The sequence below is a fragment of the Natrialba asiatica DSM 12278 genome (assembly GCF_000337555.1).
GTDB classification, from domain to species: domain Archaea; phylum Halobacteriota; class Halobacteria; order Halobacteriales; family Natrialbaceae; genus Natrialba; species Natrialba asiatica.
Map to the genome: position 1 here is coordinate 55251 of NZ_AOIO01000040.1, position 15287 is coordinate 70537.

Annotated in this window: 20 protein-coding genes; 13 read left to right on the forward strand and 7 right to left on the reverse strand. The window is 64.3% G+C overall.

Annotated elements, in window-relative coordinates:
* Nucleotides 1-21: 21 nt before the first annotated feature.
* The 3 genes from C481_RS17800 to C481_RS17810 are packed head-to-tail and all read left to right on the forward strand — an operon-like array spanning nt 22 to nt 1132.
* On the forward strand, nt 22-174 hold the full coding sequence (locus C481_RS17800; RefSeq protein WP_004267621.1) for a 50S ribosomal protein L39e: 153 nt from the start codon (nt 22-24) through the stop codon (nt 172-174).
* A 4-nt stretch (nt 175-178) separates the two neighbouring features.
* Nucleotides 179-457, forward strand: a complete 279-nt coding sequence (locus C481_RS17805; RefSeq protein WP_006110715.1) for a 50S ribosomal protein L31e — start codon at nt 179-181, stop codon at nt 455-457.
* 9 nt (nt 458-466) lie between these two features.
* On the forward strand, nt 467-1132 hold the full coding sequence (locus C481_RS17810) for a translation initiation factor IF-6 (RefSeq protein ID WP_006110716.1): 666 nt from the start codon (nt 467-469) through the stop codon (nt 1130-1132).
* Nucleotides 1133-1518: 386 nt separating this feature from the next.
* Here the strand turns inward: C481_RS17810 and C481_RS17815 are convergent, their stop codons facing one another.
* Nucleotides 1519-1830 (reverse strand): ASCH domain-containing protein, encoded by a 312-nt coding sequence (locus C481_RS17815; protein ID WP_049904749.1) that lies wholly within the window; start codon nt 1828-1830, stop codon nt 1519-1521.
* Between the two features lie 105 nt (nt 1831-1935).
* Between C481_RS17815 and C481_RS17820 the strand changes: the two genes are divergently transcribed.
* The 8 genes from C481_RS17820 (at nt 1936) to thiM (ending at nt 9181) form a co-directional block, all read left to right on the forward strand.
* Nucleotides 1936-2886 (forward strand): DUF6159 family protein, encoded by a 951-nt coding sequence (locus C481_RS17820; protein ID WP_006110718.1) that lies wholly within the window; start codon nt 1936-1938, stop codon nt 2884-2886.
* A gap of 411 nt (nt 2887-3297) precedes the next feature.
* Nucleotides 3298-3750: a prefoldin subunit alpha gene (gene pfdA / locus C481_RS17830; protein ID WP_006110720.1), complete on the forward strand. Its 453-nt coding sequence runs from the start codon at nt 3298-3300 to the stop codon at nt 3748-3750.
* A 140-nt stretch (nt 3751-3890) separates the two neighbouring features.
* Nucleotides 3891-5330, forward strand: coding sequence for a signal recognition particle-docking protein FtsY (gene ftsY / locus C481_RS17835; RefSeq protein WP_006110721.1), 1440 nt, complete (start codon nt 3891-3893; stop codon nt 5328-5330).
* 151 nt (nt 5331-5481) lie between these two features.
* Nucleotides 5482-6177, forward strand: a complete 696-nt coding sequence (locus tag C481_RS17840) for a hypothetical protein (protein ID WP_152422208.1) — start codon at nt 5482-5484, stop codon at nt 6175-6177.
* 77 nt (nt 6178-6254) lie between these two features.
* Nucleotides 6255-6977, forward strand: a complete 723-nt coding sequence (locus C481_RS17845; protein ID WP_049904772.1) for a phosphatase PAP2 family protein — start codon at nt 6255-6257, stop codon at nt 6975-6977.
* A gap of 57 nt (nt 6978-7034) precedes the next feature.
* Entirely contained in the window at nt 7035-7652 is a 618-nt protein-coding gene (locus tag C481_RS17850) for a GNAT family N-acetyltransferase (RefSeq protein WP_006110724.1), read from the forward strand.
* Nucleotides 7653-7676: 24 nt separating this feature from the next.
* Nucleotides 7677-8345: a thiamine phosphate synthase gene (gene thiE / locus C481_RS17855; protein WP_006110725.1), complete on the forward strand. Its 669-nt coding sequence runs from the start codon at nt 7677-7679 to the stop codon at nt 8343-8345.
* A complete protein-coding gene (gene thiM, locus C481_RS17860; RefSeq protein ID WP_006110726.1) occupies nt 8342-9181 on the forward strand; it encodes a hydroxyethylthiazole kinase in 840 nt (279 codons plus the stop codon). The genes thiE and thiM overlap by 4 nt, the downstream gene beginning before the upstream one ends.
* Nucleotides 9182-9200: 19 nt before the next feature.
* Here the strand turns inward: thiM and C481_RS17865 are convergent, their stop codons facing one another.
* The 3 genes from C481_RS17865 to C481_RS17875 form a co-directional block, all read right to left on the reverse strand.
* Nucleotides 9201-9857, reverse strand: coding sequence for a hypothetical protein (locus tag C481_RS17865; protein ID WP_006110727.1), 657 nt, complete (start codon nt 9855-9857; stop codon nt 9201-9203).
* 49 nt (nt 9858-9906) lie between these two features.
* Nucleotides 9907-10116, reverse strand: a complete 210-nt coding sequence (locus C481_RS17870; protein WP_006110728.1) for a hypothetical protein — start codon at nt 10114-10116, stop codon at nt 9907-9909.
* A 162-nt stretch (nt 10117-10278) separates the two neighbouring features.
* Entirely contained in the window at nt 10279-11145 is an 867-nt protein-coding gene (locus tag C481_RS17875) for a sulfurtransferase (protein ID WP_006110729.1), read from the reverse strand.
* Between the two features lie 281 nt (nt 11146-11426).
* On the opposite strand from C481_RS17875, the gene C481_RS17880 reads away from it, so the two are divergent.
* Nucleotides 11427-12227, forward strand: a complete 801-nt coding sequence (locus C481_RS17880) for a sulfurtransferase (RefSeq protein ID WP_006110730.1) — start codon at nt 11427-11429, stop codon at nt 12225-12227.
* 97 nt (nt 12228-12324) lie between these two features.
* Complete coding sequence (locus C481_RS17885) at nt 12325-12756, forward strand: hypothetical protein (RefSeq protein ID WP_006110731.1); 432 nt, start codon at nt 12325-12327, stop codon at nt 12754-12756.
* A gap of 18 nt (nt 12757-12774) precedes the next feature.
* On the opposite strand, the gene C481_RS17890 is transcribed toward C481_RS17885, so the two are convergent.
* The 3 genes from C481_RS17890 to C481_RS17900 all read right to left on the reverse strand — a co-directional run bounded on the left by C481_RS17890 (nt 12775) and on the right by C481_RS17900 (nt 15286).
* Nucleotides 12775-12957 carry a hypothetical protein gene (locus tag C481_RS17890; protein WP_006110732.1) on the reverse strand — a complete coding sequence of 61 codons (183 nt, stop codon included), beginning with the start codon at nt 12955-12957 and terminating at the stop codon, nt 12775-12777.
* Nucleotides 12958-13245: 288 nt separating this feature from the next.
* A complete protein-coding gene (locus tag C481_RS17895; RefSeq protein ID WP_006110733.1) occupies nt 13246-13536 on the reverse strand; it encodes a hypothetical protein in 291 nt (96 codons plus the stop codon).
* Nucleotides 13537-13822: 286 nt separating this feature from the next.
* Nucleotides 13823-15286: a dihydrolipoyl dehydrogenase gene (locus C481_RS17900; protein WP_006110734.1), complete on the reverse strand. Its 1464-nt coding sequence runs from the start codon at nt 15284-15286 to the stop codon at nt 13823-13825.
* Nucleotide 15287: the final 1 nt, after the last annotated feature.

The window sequence follows — 15287 nt, forward strand, 5'->3', positions numbered from 1 at the left end:
CACGGGCTACGTCCGGCTACTATGGGTAAGAAATCGAAGGGCAAGAAAAAGCGACTTGCCAAACTCGAGAACCAGAACAGCCGCGTTCCGGCCTGGGTCATGATGAAGACCGACATGGAAGTCCAGCGGAACCCGAAACGACGCAACTGGCGGCGCAACGACACTGACGAGTAATACAATGAGTGCAAGTGATTTCGAAGAACGCGTCGTAACCGTCCCGCTTCGGGACGTCAAGAAGGGAGCCAACCACGAGGCCGCGGATCTCGCTATGCGACTCGTCCGTGACCACCTTGCGAAGCACTTTGCGGTCGACGGGGACGCCATCCGACTGGACCCCTCGATCAACGAGGCAGTCTGGTCGAACGGGCGCTCGAATCCACCACGAAAACTTCGCGTCCGCGCGGCTCGTTTCGACGAAGAGGGTGACGCCGTCGTCGAAGCCGAGGTCGCCGACTAACCACTACACTTGCAACGCCTCGCCTTCGCCGGGTCGGCCTACGTCGGCGTCTTCGCCCGCGCGACCGACTCGTGCGTGCTCGTTCGTCCCGATGTCGACGACGACGCCGTCGCCGACCTGACCGACGAACTCGAGGTGCCCGCAATCGAAACGACCGTCGGTGGGTCCTCGACGGTCGGCGCCTTAGCGACCGGTAACGAAAACGGCCTGCTCGTCAGCTCTCGCGTCCTCGAGTACGAACGCGAGACGCTCGCCGAAGAGGTCGACGTGCCCGTCGCCGAACTGCCGGGCAGTATCAACGCCGCCGGGAACGTCGTCCTTGCGAACGATTACGGGGCCTACGTCCATCCGGATCTGCCTCGGGAGGCAACCCAGATCGTCAGGGAGACGCTCGACGTGCCCGTCGAACGCGGCGATCTCGCGGGCGTCCGAACCGTCGGTACCGCCGCCGTTGCGACGAACGACGGCGTCCTCTGTCACCCCAAGGCAACCGACGAAGAACTCGACGTCTTGGAGAACGTTCTCGATGTCCGTGCCGACGTCGGGACGATCAACTACGGCGCACCCCTCGTCGGCTCCGGCCTGCTGGCAAACGAGTCCGGCTACGTCGTCGGCCAGGATACGACCGGTCCTGAACTCGGCCGAATCGAAGATGCGCTCGGGTATCTCGACTGATCCGTCACGCCACGGCTCGAGTTGTTTGACGCGGACCCGGACCCGGACCCGGACACTGGACACTGGACACCGGACAGCTAGCATTCGTTTCTGATAGCGTTTCCGTGACTGTATCGCGTTCGTGATGTGACTCGCAGTGACGGGTAACTCGGTGCGTATCTGGCGAGGGAACGACTACTCGGTCTCAGCGCCGCGATTCCGGTCGCGCTTGCACTGTTCGGGTCGGTAGCTCGCGGCCTCCGGTGACCGCCGTCCGCGCTAATTGAGAGCGCTCGAACCGACGGAACTCGGCGTGCAGACGGTGGCGGGTGCTGGAGCAGACTCGATACCACGGGGACCGTCGGAGAACGGACGCAGCCGACTCGCGGGCAGCCGGAATCGCAACGCTACTGTCGTTCGAATCGGTGGCGGACGACTCCGCTGGCGTCGTCCCACTCGAAGTCGTCATGAGTGCGGGAGAGCAGTTGCCGATACGCCTCGAGATCGGCCATCCCCTCCGCTCGTGCGTCTTCGTCGGTCAGGTCGCCGAGCGTACGCTCGGTCACGTCGGTCACTTCGAACGTCGTCTCGCCGATGATAAACGTATCGCCCGTCGACGCGTACTGGTGGCCGCGGTGGATCTGGGTGACGTCGCCTTCGAGCACCTGCGTTTGCAGCCGGTTGCTGGGGAGTAACTCGCTCGGGTCGAGTTCGCTCATACCCGTGCGTACGCGGCCCCGGACGAAATCGGTTGGCACCGCAGCGGACATCTCGGGCGGTTCATATAATCAACATTTATACTGTCTTCCGACGAGACGTTTCGTATGGTCCTCCAATCGGTATTCGCCCGGTTTCGAACCGGGTTCGAGATCGCGAAGGCATCCTTCGGAGTCTTGCGGCGCGAGAAGTGGTTACTCGCGTTTCCAGTGTTGTACGGAGCGTCCTGGCTCGTCGGGTTGATCGGCCTCGTCGGCGGGATCGTCGCGGCGCTCTTCGGCGTTGGCTACGGGATGGAGCTCTTAGAGCAAGTCACGAATGTCGCTCCCGGAAGCGCCGATGCGGCTGTGACCGTCACGCTGGTCGCCGCCGCGGTCGGGTTCATGTTCGTCGCAACGTCGATTGCGACGTTTTTCAGCGCGGCGCTCGTCCACGCCGTCGGCACCCTCTTTACGGACGAACCGACGGGGATCCGGGCCGGACTCGGAGGTGCCTGGGAATCGCGCCGGACGATTCTCGCGTGGGGCGTCGTCGGCGCGGCGGTCGGCCTGCTCTTTCGGGCGCTCGAGAGTCAGGACGGACTGCCGGCCCAGATCATCAGATCGGTTGCCGGCTTTGCGTGGTTCGCGATGACGTTTTTCATCGTTCCCGTAATCGTCTTTCAGGACGGGAGCGTTCGCGATTCGATGCGCGAAAGCGTCGGCCTGTTCCGCGAGACGTGGGGGCAGGTCGGTGGCATCAACCTCGGCGTCGGACTCGTACTGCTGCCGCCGATGATCCTCACCGGACTCGCTGGAATCGGCCTGCCGGTGTTCGTCCTCGCCGATCCCTGGTCGGTTCTCGCGTTCACGCTCGTGCCGACGCTGCTGGTGCTCGGTGCGCTCATGGTCGTCTACCAGGCCGCAACCGGGGTCGCAAAGACGGCGCTGTACCAGTACGCACGTGAGGGGACGCTGCCGCCGGAGTTCGACGGTATCGATCCCGATACTCTGACGCGGTCTTCCGGACCGACCGGTGCGCTGAACCAGCCGCCGAATCAGAAGTCCGGCCAGATATAGACGATAGTAGCCGCTGAAAGTCGGTGCATACCTGGTCGCACGGCCGCCGTGCAATCAGCGTGCCAACAATACCAGTTATCACATAGGAACTCCCTCGGAACCCGACTCACACGGTCCGCCTCCTCCGGAGACGATCGGTCCCGTTGAGACGATCGAGACGCCAGTGCCGACGGAGAAATGGCTATGGAAGGGAAGATTCTTCCGACTGCCTGCCGGAGTGATAGCCATGAGTCAGTTTGCGGCCACCGGCCGGTTCACCGTTCGCGACGGCTACGCCGCGGGTGGAACTCGGCTACGGCCGGAAACACGGCTGTTACCAACGAGCACTCCGATACTCGTTTCGACAGTCAGCGTGGACTCACGCGCACGGAAATCGAATACGACGACTACGACGACGGAGGTTGATGCAGAATGAGCCAACAGCAACTTCAGCAGCTCTCCCAGGAACTGCAAGAGATCGAAGAACAGATCGACGCACTCGAAGCAAACGTCGAAGAAATCCAGCAAGAGCAGACCGAAGTCGACGAGGCCATCGACGCGCTCGAAACCCTCGAGAACGATTCGACGGTGCAGGTCCCACTCGGCGGCGGTGCCTATCTGCGTGCAACCATCGACGATATCGACGAAGCGATCGTCGAACTCGGATCGGACTACGCCGCGGAGTTCGAGCACGACGACGCAGTCGATGTCCTCGAACGCAAGAAAGAGACCCTCGACGACCAGATCGACGACCTCAACGACCAGATCGAGGATCTCGAAGGCGAGAGCGACGAACTCGAATCGCAGGCCCAGCAACTCCAACAGCAGGCGATGCAACAGCAGATGCAGCAACTCGGTGGACAGGGCCAGGAGCCAGACGAGTAATCAACACGCAGTAATCAGTCCGCAGTTCGACGACCGATCGATTCCGTTCCCTGTTACGAACGCAGTACGCAGTTACCGGGTCCAAGTCACCACCGACCGATCACAGCCACCAACAGTTCCAGTCACAGTTACCGTTACCAATGTTCGATAACCTGAAGGAGAAACTCGGAAGCTTCCGCAAGGATGCCGAGGAAGCAGCCGAAGAGAACGTAGAGGAAGTCGACGATACAGCAGTCGAAGCTGAAGCCGAAGTCGAAGCCGAGGGAGAGGGGGAAGGAAACGAAGGAGGCGAAATCGACCCCGACGCTGCCGAAAGCACTGTCGAGGAGGCTCCCCCCACTCGGGACGCTGCCGCCCAGACAACGGACGAGCCCGCCACGCCGGACGACGCTGCGGCCGCCGCTTCGAGTTCACCCTCGGAACCCAGCGACGGTGGCGAGGAGGCCGTGACTGACTCTCGGTCGGAGCCAGCGCCGGCAACCGACGCGACACCTGACTCGCCGTTGGGTTCCGGGTCAGCATCGCGACCCGACAACGAGACAGCGACACCGGCAGATACCACTGACGCCGACGCTGAACTCGAAGAAGACGCTGCGTCGGCGGTCGACGAGACTGAGGACGAAGGCGAGGGAGAGGACGAGGACGAAGACGAGGCAGCAGCCGAAACCGAAGCCGACGACGCCACCGGTACCGGCTTCGGTCGCAAAGCCAAATCCTTCGTCAAGGGCAAGTTCGTCATCGAAGAGGAGGACCTGGAGGACCCGCTTTACGAACTCGAGATGGCGCTACTGTCGAGCGACGTCGAGATGGGCGTCGCCGAGGAGATTCTCGACAACATCCGCGATGAACTCGTCGGGGAGACGCGCACGTTCACGACCTCGACCGGCGACGTCGTCGAAAACGCGCTTCGGGAGGCGATCCACGACGTGATCAGCGTCGGCCAGTTCGACTTCGACGAGCACATCGCGGTCGAGGACAAGCCGGTCACGATCGTCTTCACCGGCGTCAACGGCGTCGGAAAGACGACCTCGATCGCGAAGCTCAGCCGCTACTTCGAGGATCGTGGCTACTCGACGGTGATGGCGAACGGAGACACCTACCGCGCGGGTGCCAACGAGCAGATTCAGGAACACGCCGACGCGCTCGACACGAAACTCATCGCCCACGAACAGGGCGGAGACCCCGCTGCGGTGTTGTACGACGCCGTCGAGTACGCCGAAGCCAACGACATCGACGTCGTCCTCGGCGACACGGCAGGGCGACTGCACACGAACGAGGGGCTGATGGACCAACTGGAGAAAATCGACCGCGTCGTCGATCCCGACATGACGTTGTTCGTCGACGAAGCCGTCGCCGGGCAGGACGCGGTCAACCGCGCCCGCGAGTTCAACGACGCGGCCGAAGTCGATGGTTCAATTTTGACGAAAGCGGATGCGGACTCGAACGGTGGGGCGGCGATTTCGATCGCACACGTAAGCGGCAAGCCGATTCTGTTCCTCGGCGTCGGTCAGGGGTACGACGACATCGAGCAGTTCGATCCGGACGAGATGGTCGATCGGTTACTCGAGGAAGACGCGTAGCGGGCTCTCTCGCCGCTGAACGGGAACTGTACCGCAGAACGGCGATGGATGGCGACCGCGGCTGCACTCGGAATCGACGGCGTGCTTGATTACCGCGGAAAACGGCGATCGAAGACGAAATGTATATTGGTGTTGTGTCTGACATAAGAGTATGCGCCCTCCTCGATCTCGGCGGTCCCTTCTTGCGACAGTTGCGGCGGTGGTCCCATTTACGGCTGGCTGTTCGGAAGCGTGGTTTGACGATCCCGAAACGCCAGCAGAGACGTCGACGACTGTTACTCCCGAATCGTACGACTGTAGCGATCTCTCTCGACCGGAGCCCCGTCCCGAGGCCACGTCGTCCGCGTCGACGTTTGAAGACGGTTCGGCGGAGCAGTCGCTCGAACCGCTCGAGTATCCGTCGACGCTCCCGGATGCCGAAACGACGACCGGGGCAGCCACCCAGTACGCAATCGAGTTCGAGCAGGCGTATCGACAGAACGCGCTGCTCGTCGAATACGGGGAAGCGACGCGCGCGTTCGATCTCTCAGTCACTGATCGGCAGTCGTCACCGATCGGGGCGGACGGAGAGACGAACGGCAATGTGACCGACGCGAGTTCAGAAGAGACGGGAGAAACGAACGGGACCGAGTCGGCAACGGGATCGAACGGCACCCTCGTCTCGCTCGTCTACAACCTGACAACTGAAACGACCGACGATAACCACACCAAGTGGGCTGTACGAGCGGTTTATTACGTCGGCGAGGTCGTCCTGCGAGCCGTCTACGGCGGCGTTGCTACTGATCCGACGTTCGATCCAGACCCGCGCGAACAGACGCACGGTGAACTCGTCGCCTGCCTCCGATGAACCGTCGGCGCTTCCTCACGGGCCACGCGGTGGCAAAACACCAATAGCTTATGAACGCAATCGCCATACTCCTCGATATGTCCCGCGGTATCGGCGTATTCGACCCGATCCAAGCGACCATTCCCGAGTGGGCCGCGATAGTCGTCGCGCTCGTGACGCAACTCGGAGACATCTGGTTTCTCGCGGTCCTCCTCGGCGTGCTCTACTGGCGTCGCCCATGCGAGCGCGGGGAGGTCCTCGTCGTCGCCGGCCTCGGCCTGGCCGGATTCGCTCTGATTACAACGCTCAAGTACACCTTCGCGCTGCCGCGGCCGGCACACGCACTCGTTGAACTCGAGATGCTTTCGCCGACGGTCCGCCCGTTGTACGAGTTCACCGGGACGGCAAGCGGCTACGGCTTTCCGAGCGGGCACGCGCTGGTGACGACGGTCGTCTACGGGAGCCTGGCGGCGCGGCTGTCGCTCTGGACGCTGAGACGGCGGTTGCTCGCGGCGGGAACGCTCGTCACGGTGGTCTGTCTGTCCCGGGTCGCCCTCGGGGTGCACTTCGTCGTGGACGTGGTCGCTGGAATCGGTGTTGGACTGGCGTTCCTGCTCGCAGTCATGCGCCTGCCGGCGGGGTATCCGGACGACGAACAGACGGTCGTTTTCGCGGTCGCGGCCGCTCTGAGCGTCGCTGCGGTTATCGCGAGCAGTGCCACCCTCGATTCGATTCTCGTTCTCTTCGGATCGCTCGGCGCGGTCGTCGGCTGGCGGCTCGTCGGCCGGGAGCGGCTGGCGGCGGTTCCGGAGAGCCGGTGACAGCGACGCGGTGGCAAGTGACGGCGCGTTTATCACGCCCGACCGAAAACGGAGGGTATGGAATCCATCCGCGTCGCAACCCGCTCGGACGCGGCCGCCGTCCGGGAAATCTACGCGCCGTTCTGTACGTCCTCGTCGGTCACGTTCGAAGAGACGCCGCCGACCGAGTCCGAAATGGCCGACCGCATCGAGTCGACGCTCGAACAGTACCCGTGGCTCGTCGCCGAAACCGACGCGGGCGTCGCCGGCTACGCCTACGCGGGGCCGCTGCGCAAGCGCCAGGCCTACGAGTGGCTCGTCGAACTCTCGGTCTACGTGGCCGAGGACGCCCGCCGGTCGGGCGTCGGTCGCGCGCTGTACGAGGCGTTGTTTGCGGTTCTCAAGCCGCAGGGCTACTGCGATGCCTACGCAGTGACGACGCTACCGAATCCGGAAACGGTCCGGTTCCACGAGCGACTGGGCTTCGAACGACTCGTCGACTTTCCCGCGATGGGCTACACGCAGGATGCCTGGCACGACGTCTGCTGGTGGCGACGCCCGCTCGCCGAGAAGGAGGACGAGCCGGACCGGCCCACGCCGTTTCCAGCGTTCAGCGAGGCGGTCGACGTGGGTTCGTTGCTCGCGGCCGAAGCAGACGGGGTATCCGACACGGCGGGGCCAACCGAAGTCTCTTAGTGACCGCCGACTGACATGGTCGCTATGGCACCCTCGAACTGGCGCACCTACCTCGTGACACAGGCCTCGCTCTCCGCGGGCCGGTCGACGGCAGAGATCGCCCGCGAGGCCATTGCCGGTGGCGTCGACGCGATTCAGCTTCGGGAGAAAGACACCGACGCGCGAACCCGATACGAACTCGGGCGCGAACTCCGCGAGATGACGGCCGACGCGGGGGTCGACCTGGTCGTCAACGATCGGCTCGACATCGCGCAGGCGATCGACGCCGACGGCGTTCACGTCGGCCAGTCCGATCTCCCGGTCGCCGTCGCGCGCGACCTGCTCGGTCCCGACGCGATCGTCGGCTGCTCGACCTCGACGGTCGCCGAGGCACGGCAGGCCGAAGCCGACGGTGCGGACTACCTCGGCGTCGGCTCGGTCTACGGGACGACATCGAAGCGCGTCGCCGAACACAAAGACGGCATCGGCCCCGAGCGCGTCGCCGAGATCACCGACGCCGTCTCGATCCCGGTCGTCGGCATCGGCGGCATCACCGACGACAACGCCGGCCCCGTCGCCGACGCCGGCGCTATCGGCGTCGCCGTCATCTCCGAAATTACCGCCGCCGACGATCCACAGGCTGCGACCCAAGCGCTCTCGGCGGCTCTCGAAGCACCAACGCAAAGCCCTTCGAACACGGAAGGACAACCATGACTGACTCGATCGACGTATCCAGCGCTGAACTCGCGAATTCCTTACGGGCGATCGACGAGTCAGCGCCGCTCGTCCAGGCACTGACGAACGAAGTGACGATGAACGACGTGGCGAACCTTATCCTACACTGGGACGGGCTGCCGGTAATGGCGGACTCGCCCGGCGATGCCGGCGAGATGGCCCACGGCGCGGACGCGCTCTTGCTCAACACCGGTCAGGTTCCGGCGACGAAGGTCGAGGCCATGCGCGAGGCCGCACGGACGGCGACCGAGCGCGGAATCCCGATCGTCCTCGATCCCGTCGGCGTCGGGTCGACTCCGACGCGCAAGGACGTCGCACAGACGCTGCTCACGGACGTGACGTTCACCGTGATCAAGGGCAATTACGGCGAGATCAGCGCGCTCGCCGGGGTCGAGGCGGACGTGAAAGGCGTCGAATCGGTCGGCGACTACGAGGAAATCGAGGAGACGGCGCGATCGCTCGCGGACTCGACCGGGTCGATCGTCGTCGCCTCCGGCGTCGAAGATATCGTCGCCGACGCCGACAGCACCTATCGACTCACCGCTGGCCACGAAATGCTCGGCGAAGTCGTCGGCACCGGCTGCATGCTCGGCGCGACGCTTGCGGCGTTCAACGGCGCGCTCGAGGACGAACACGCCGCCGCACTCCACGGCACGCTCGCCTTCGGCATCGCCGGCGAACGCGCCGCCGAACTCCGCTACGAGGGGCCGGCGAGCTACCGGACGAACTTCCACGATGCAGTCGCCGGGCTGACAGCCGATGTCGTCTCCGAACTCGACCTCGAGTTCAGCGGCCGCATCGAACGGGTCGCGTGAGTGTGGCGGTGAAGAACGCTTAACAGACCGGTTTCGGGTTCGCGCCCATCGCTTCCATGTTCTCGACGTACTCGGCGTAGGCGGCCTCGATAGCGCCCGTTGCGGCGTCCATCGCGCGCTCCCGGTCCGCCTCGGTCCGACAGACGGCCGCGAATACCTCGCCGGTGCGTTCGAGTTGGGCGTCCAGGTCGTCGCCGAACTCGCGGAAGACGGCTGCGGTCTGGGGGTCGGCGTCGCCGACGAAGTAGCCGACGACCTGTTCTTTCGAGCGCTTGCTCGCGAGGATGCGACCGGCGAGTGCACCGACGCGTTCGACCGTCGCGTCGATTCCGCGCAGGTGGTCGTGGAGGGCCGGGATCGCGTCCGGTTCGTACTCGTCGTCGCCGAGTTCGTCGCGGACGGTCTCGAAGTGGCCCTCCTCCTCCGCGGCGGTCGCTTCGAACGCCTCGCGTGCGTCGTCGTGGGATTCGTCGTCGGCCCAGGCGCTGAAGGTCTGCCAGGCGGCGTACTCGGCGTCGGCGGTCGCCTCGAGCACGGGTTCGGTATCGATGTCCCCGCCGGTCTCGGCGTAGAGCGATTTCGAGGAGCCGAGTCGCGAGAGTTCGGTCTGGGCGGTTTCGCGGACGGTGTCGAGGAAGGCGTCGAAGTCGGCGACAGTGTCGCTATCGTCAGCCATACCGGTGCTTTGGGAACCCGATAGTTAGACCTATCGTCAGCCACCGACGCTACGGGTCGTCGGTTCGAGCCAGGAGTGCGAGAAAGAGCGCGATCGAACAGACGAGTATCACGACGAGGAGCGTCTCCGCGACGAACCGGATCGACGCGGGGCCGAGATCACCGACGCTGACGAATCCGGCGGCGAGAACGACGATTCCGAAGGCGAGCAACTGATTCGTCGTTTTGCGGCTCCTGAGCCAGTTGGTGTCGTCGGTCATCGGAGTGGAATCACGGTCGCAGCATCTCCTGTCGGGGAGATAGCAGTTTCGATCGCACGCGGCTCGAAAAAGAATCGATACGAATCGGCGGAGCCGACGGTCGAGACAGCCACGGCGAGCGGTGCCGGTCACCGCGCGAGCGCGAGCGGCCTCGTGGTCCCGTTAGTTCGCGTCGCCGGTTTCGACGGGCGCGTTGACCAGGTTACCCCACTCGGTCCAGGAGCCGTCGTAGTTGACGGCGTCCTCGTAGCCGAGCAGTTCGTGCAGGGCGAACCAGGCGACCGAGGAACGCTCGCCGATGCGGCAGTAAGCGACGGTCGTCTCGCCGCCCGTAATGCCCTTCTCGGCGTAGAGTTCTTCGAGTTCGTCGCGGCTCTTGAACTTGCCCTCGTCGTCCGTGACGGCCGCCCAGGAGATGTTCTGCGCACCCGGGATGTGGCCGCCGCGCTGGGCCGTCTCCTGCAGTCCCGGCGGGGCGAGCACTTCGCCGCTGAACTCTTCGGGCGAGCGGACGTCGACCAGCGGAACGCCGCGCTCGATCGCCTTCTCGACATCGTCGCGGTAGGCGCGAATGTTCTCGCGCGGGCCGTCGGCGTCGTACTCGACGGCCGAAAAGTCCGGCTCCTCCTCGGTCGTCGGGTAGTCGTTCTCGAGCCAGTACTCGCGGCCGCCGTCGAGCAGGTAGACCTCGTCGTGGCCGTAGTACTTCAGTTGCCAGTAGGTGTAGGCGGCGAACCAGTTCGAGTTGTCGCCGTAGAGGACGATCGTCGAGTCGTCGCTGATCCCGTGGGACCCGAACAACTCCTCGAGATCCTCCTTCTCGAGGATGTCGCGGCGAGTCTGGTCCTGCAGTTGCGTCTCCCAGTTGAACCCGACCGCGCCGGGCGCGTGTTCCTCGTCGTAGGCCTCCGTGTCCACGTCGACCTCGACCAGCCGATGTCCGGGGTCGTCGCTCTTGAACTCGTCGAGTCGATCCTCGACCCAGTCGGCCGTGACCAGCACGTCGTTGGCGTACTCGTTCGTTGCCATACCCGAGACCAGGTACCCCAGGGTCATAGTGGCTCATGAACCGGACAATTCGGTCGCCGATCAACTGTTCCGGATGGTATTGCCGGTAGATGCGCACCCGGATCGCCGATCAACGCCGGCGCGGCCGTAAGGAGGAGAAAGCCGACGAACGCCGCCGGTTTCCGGAACCACACCGAGTTCAGTCCGCCACAATGGCGGATTATGTTGCCGCTATTTCGGTATCGAGGGGAGACGTGCCGGGATCGGTGTCCTCTCCGTGCTGGACCCATTTCGAGCACGCAATGGACGAATCCGTCGTCGTCGATCTCGACTGGCTCGCAGACGCTCGTGAGGACCCGGAGGTACGCCTCGTCGACGTGAGGGACGCGTGGGAGTACGACGGGATCGGCCACGTTCCCGGGGCCGTCAACATCCCGTTCGACCGGTATCGGGACGACACCGATATCGACCGGGGGACGCTCCCCGGAGCCGAACCGTTCGCCGACTTGCTCTCGACGGCCGGGATCGGCCCCGAGGATACGATCGTCGCCTACGACGACACCCACGGCGTCTTCGCCGCCCGCTTTTATCTCACCGCGCTCGAGTACGGCCACGACGACGTGCGACTGCTCGACGGCGACTTCAGCGCCTGGAATCTGGAGTACGAAACGACCTCGAACGAACCCGAGTTCGAGCCGACGACCTACGACCCCGAACCGCTCGACCCGGACGAAAGCCCGCTGGTCTCCCTGGCGGCCGTCGAAGACGCCATCGAGCGCGACGCGCTGCTGGTCGACACCCGCGAACGCGACGAGTTCGAGGACGCCCGCCTCCCCGGTGCCGTCCGGTTCGACTGGCGCGAGGCCGTCGACGACGAGACGCGAGGCCTCCTGCCGGCGGACGAACTCGAGGCGCTTCTCGAGGAGTACGACATTACGCGCGACCGTGAACTCGTTCTCTACTGCAACACGGCGCGGCGAATCAGCCACACCTACGTCGTCCTCCGAGCGCTCGGCTACGAGGACGTGTCGGTCTACGAGGGCAGCCTCACGGAGTGGCTGGCGATGGACGGCGAGGTCGAAAGCGGACCGGTCGAACGGTAACGAGTCGCACGGTTTACTTCGGCGTTCGGGAACCGGTCAGTTAGCACAGGGCGGTCATACTCAAAAAATTATAGTATAACTGGTCTAACTGGTACCTATGAACGGGTCTCGTCGCTGCGTTCTCGCCAGCATCGGAACGGCGCTTACGGCTGGCTGCACGGACCGCTTCGCGGCCGATTCAGGAATTAAACTCGGAAGTCTTCGCGTCGCGAATCCGGCGGACAGAGCGCATACGGTCGATTTGTGGCTGGAGCGGGACGGCCAAGGTGTCTACGATGGGTCCGTCGAAGTTGCCCCGGACGAGGACGTGTGGATCGACCCGACGTGGTCCTCCGAACCAGCGGAATATGATCTGTACTACACCGTCTCGGATTCGGACGAGGTGTCCGTCTCGCGACTGCACGAGATAGACACAGATATCAACGGGGAGTGTAGCGTTGGGGATCTGTGGACGATCAAGGGGTCGAACAGGAGCGGCGTGTCACTGCGGAGCGTCGATCAGTACGAGGCGGCCGAGTGTAACGTTTGAGCGCGGCGCTGGGTAACACTACGTTTCAATTCGAGCCGTGGCCGCGTCAAGGAGGAGCACGAACACGAATACGAACGCAGCGACGGACACGAGATACCCCCACTCGATCGAGTTCTGAAAGTATTGAAAGACGAGGAACGTGAGAAACACGACGAGAGCCTGTACGATCCGGTCGCGCAGCGTCCGGCCGGCGAGTTCCATAACGAGAGTCCATCGGGAGATGACAATATGGTTTTGTTTTGAATCGCGTTCAGAACTCGGCTGGACGGATCGGTGCGAGTTCCGAGTCACTAGCGCGGACGTCGAACGCGAACTCACATCGCGATTTCGGGCCGAGTTCACCGCCGGGCGCGAGTGTGGTGGTTCGATGGGTGTGGTTGGATCGTGATGGTAATCTGATCGTCTCGCGTCCCGCCGTCAACTCGGCTGACCGCCGCGACCCGAGTTCACTTGCGGTGGAACCGCGCTACTGAACTCGTTTCGCGGGGGTTAGTTCGGTTTGGATCGGTCGGTGTCGGTGCTGGGGGCGGTGTCGGCATCGGTACCGGAATCGGCATCGGTGCCAGGGTCGGAACCAGGGGAAGGGTCCGGCGGAGCGACGCGACAACCGCAGGGACCGGCGATGGCTTCGCCGGGGCCGATCATGGTTCTCTGTGCGATCGGGGTTCCGCAGCGGGGACAGCGCGGGAGTTCACACTGGGCGAGTCGGTCGGGGTGGTCGGTATCGTTCCCGTTCCCGCCGTCGCCACCATGGGCGCTGTCGTCGGCGTCGTCGCTCATCCCAGCCGACACCTCGTTGCTCTCGTAATTCGGCAGGAGATGCGCGCTGCTGATCGAATTAGGCGATGCATCAGTCGTGCGGGATGTTTATATCCCATGAGAATGTACGCAAACATGGCTTCAGTGCAATCCCGCATGGAAGCCACGTCTCGGATGTTCCTGCATCCGGGGCATTTCAATGCCCGTTTAATGGCTTCCGTCCTAATTGTTGACTGGTAGTGACTTATATCTACCGCTGAACGCCGGGAAGGAGCAGAATTCAGAACGCGACCGCGGTCCACTCCCGTCAAGCGCCGTCGATATCTCGCCAATCCGGTGCCGTCGAATACCGCCGCGACGAGAGTTCATCGAACGCCGCGTAGACCGCCTCCGATAGCGCCGGGTGCACGTGAACCGGTTCCGCAACGTCGTCGACGGTCCCCTCCCCGCGGTCCATCGCGGTGACGACCTCCTGAATCAGCGTCGACGCGTGCGGCCCCACGATGTGACAGCCCAAAATCTCGCCGTCCGGGGCTGCGAGCACCTTGACGAACCCATCGTCGGCGTGGAGGATCATCCCCAGCGGCGCGGCGTCCACCGGCACCGTCGCCGCGTTGAACTCGCGGCCCGCATCCTCGAGTTCACCTTCGGTCCGCCCCACGCTGGCCACCTGCGGGGACGTGAAAATCGCGTGGGGCATCGCGGCGTAATCGACCGCCTCGCCGGCGTCGTCGAGGACGTTCGCGGTGACGACGCGAGTCTCGTAGTCCGCCGCGTGCTTGTAGGGTTGCTCGCCGAGCACGTCGCCGAGTGCCCAGATCCCGTCGACGCTCGTTTCGAGCCGGTCGTCGGTTTCGACGTGGCCCGACTCGTCCGTTTCGACGCCGGTCGCCTCCAGGTTGAGGGTATCGGTGTTCGGCCGCCGACCGGTCGCAAGCAAGAGGTCATCGGCCTCGCGGTCGATCGCGTCGTCTCCGTTACCCCCTTCGCCGCTCGGTTCGGCCGTGACGGCGACGCCACCGTCTACCGACTCGACGGCGGTCGCTTCGTACCCTGTCCGAACGTCGCAATACCGTCCGAGTGCGTCCGTCACGACATCGCTCACGGTGTCGTCCTCCCGCGGAACCAACCGGTCGCTTCGCCCGACGATCGTGACCTCGGTCCCGAGCGCGCCGAAGAAGTAGCCCAGTTCCGCACCGATGTAGCCGCCGCCGACGATCACGAGCGAATCGGGCCGGGAGTCGAGAAAGAGCGCGTCCTCGCTCGTCAGGAACTCGACAGCATCCAGGCCGTCGATCGGCGGCACGACCGGACGGCCGCCGACGGCGATGACGACGGTGTCGCCGCGGATTCGCTCACCGTCCGTGTCGCCCGGATCGCTGTCACCGCCGTCGCTCGCATCGATTTCGATCGTCCGCTCGTCCACGAACCGCCCCGTACCGCGGTAGCGGTCGACGTTCTCGGCCGCCTCGATCGATTCCGCCTGCCGATCCGCCTTCTCGTAGACCGCGTCGTGGATCGCCGCGGTGAACTCGCCGTAGTCGACGTCCTCGAGTTCGGCGTCGATGCCGAACTCCGAAGCGTGGCGGAGTTCAGCGACGATGTCCGCCCGGTGGATGAGCGCTTTCGATGGAACGCAACCGCGAGTGATGCAGGCCCCGCCGAGGGGGCCGGGTTCGACGACGGCGGCGGAGAGCCCGTCGCCGGCTGCTGCGGTCGCGACCTGACTCCCCGATCCGCCGCCGAGAACGACCAGATCGTACGCGTCCATA

Coding starts and splice junctions, on each gene's coding strand:
- C481_RS17800 (WP_004267621.1), top strand. CDS start 22: ATGGGTAAGAAATCGAAGGGCAAGAAAAAGCGACTTGCCAAACTCGAG.
- C481_RS17805 (WP_006110715.1), top strand. CDS start 179: ATGAGTGCAAGTGATTTCGAAGAACGCGTCGTAACCGTCCCGCTTCGG.
- C481_RS17815 (WP_049904749.1), bottom strand. CDS start 1,830: ATGAGCGAACTCGACCCGAGCGAGTTACTCCCCAGCAACCGGCTGCAA.
- C481_RS17820 (WP_006110718.1), top strand. CDS start 1,936: ATGGTCCTCCAATCGGTATTCGCCCGGTTTCGAACCGGGTTCGAGATC.
- pfdA (WP_006110720.1), top strand. CDS start 3,298: ATGAGCCAACAGCAACTTCAGCAGCTCTCCCAGGAACTGCAAGAGATC.
- ftsY (WP_006110721.1), top strand. CDS start 3,891: ATGTTCGATAACCTGAAGGAGAAACTCGGAAGCTTCCGCAAGGATGCC.
- C481_RS17840 (WP_152422208.1), top strand. CDS start 5,482: ATGCGCCCTCCTCGATCTCGGCGGTCCCTTCTTGCGACAGTTGCGGCG.
- C481_RS17845 (WP_049904772.1), top strand. CDS start 6,255: ATGTCCCGCGGTATCGGCGTATTCGACCCGATCCAAGCGACCATTCCC.
- C481_RS17850 (WP_006110724.1), top strand. CDS start 7,035: ATGGAATCCATCCGCGTCGCAACCCGCTCGGACGCGGCCGCCGTCCGG.
- thiE (WP_006110725.1), top strand. CDS start 7,677: ATGGCACCCTCGAACTGGCGCACCTACCTCGTGACACAGGCCTCGCTC.
- thiM (WP_006110726.1), top strand. CDS start 8,342: ATGACTGACTCGATCGACGTATCCAGCGCTGAACTCGCGAATTCCTTA.
- C481_RS17865 (WP_006110727.1), bottom strand. CDS start 9,857: ATGGCTGACGATAGCGACACTGTCGCCGACTTCGACGCCTTCCTCGAC.
- C481_RS17870 (WP_006110728.1), bottom strand. CDS start 10,116: ATGACCGACGACACCAACTGGCTCAGGAGCCGCAAAACGACGAATCAG.
- C481_RS17875 (WP_006110729.1), bottom strand. CDS start 11,145: ATGGCAACGAACGAGTACGCCAACGACGTGCTGGTCACGGCCGACTGG.
- C481_RS17880 (WP_006110730.1), top strand. CDS start 11,427: ATGGACGAATCCGTCGTCGTCGATCTCGACTGGCTCGCAGACGCTCGT.
- C481_RS17885 (WP_006110731.1), top strand. CDS start 12,325: ATGAACGGGTCTCGTCGCTGCGTTCTCGCCAGCATCGGAACGGCGCTT.
- C481_RS17890 (WP_006110732.1), bottom strand. CDS start 12,957: ATGGAACTCGCCGGCCGGACGCTGCGCGACCGGATCGTACAGGCTCTC.
- C481_RS17895 (WP_006110733.1), bottom strand. CDS start 13,536: ATGAGCGACGACGCCGACGACAGCGCCCATGGTGGCGACGGCGGGAAC.
- C481_RS17900 (WP_006110734.1), bottom strand. CDS start 15,286: ATGGACGCGTACGATCTGGTCGTTCTCGGCGGCGGATCGGGGAGTCAG.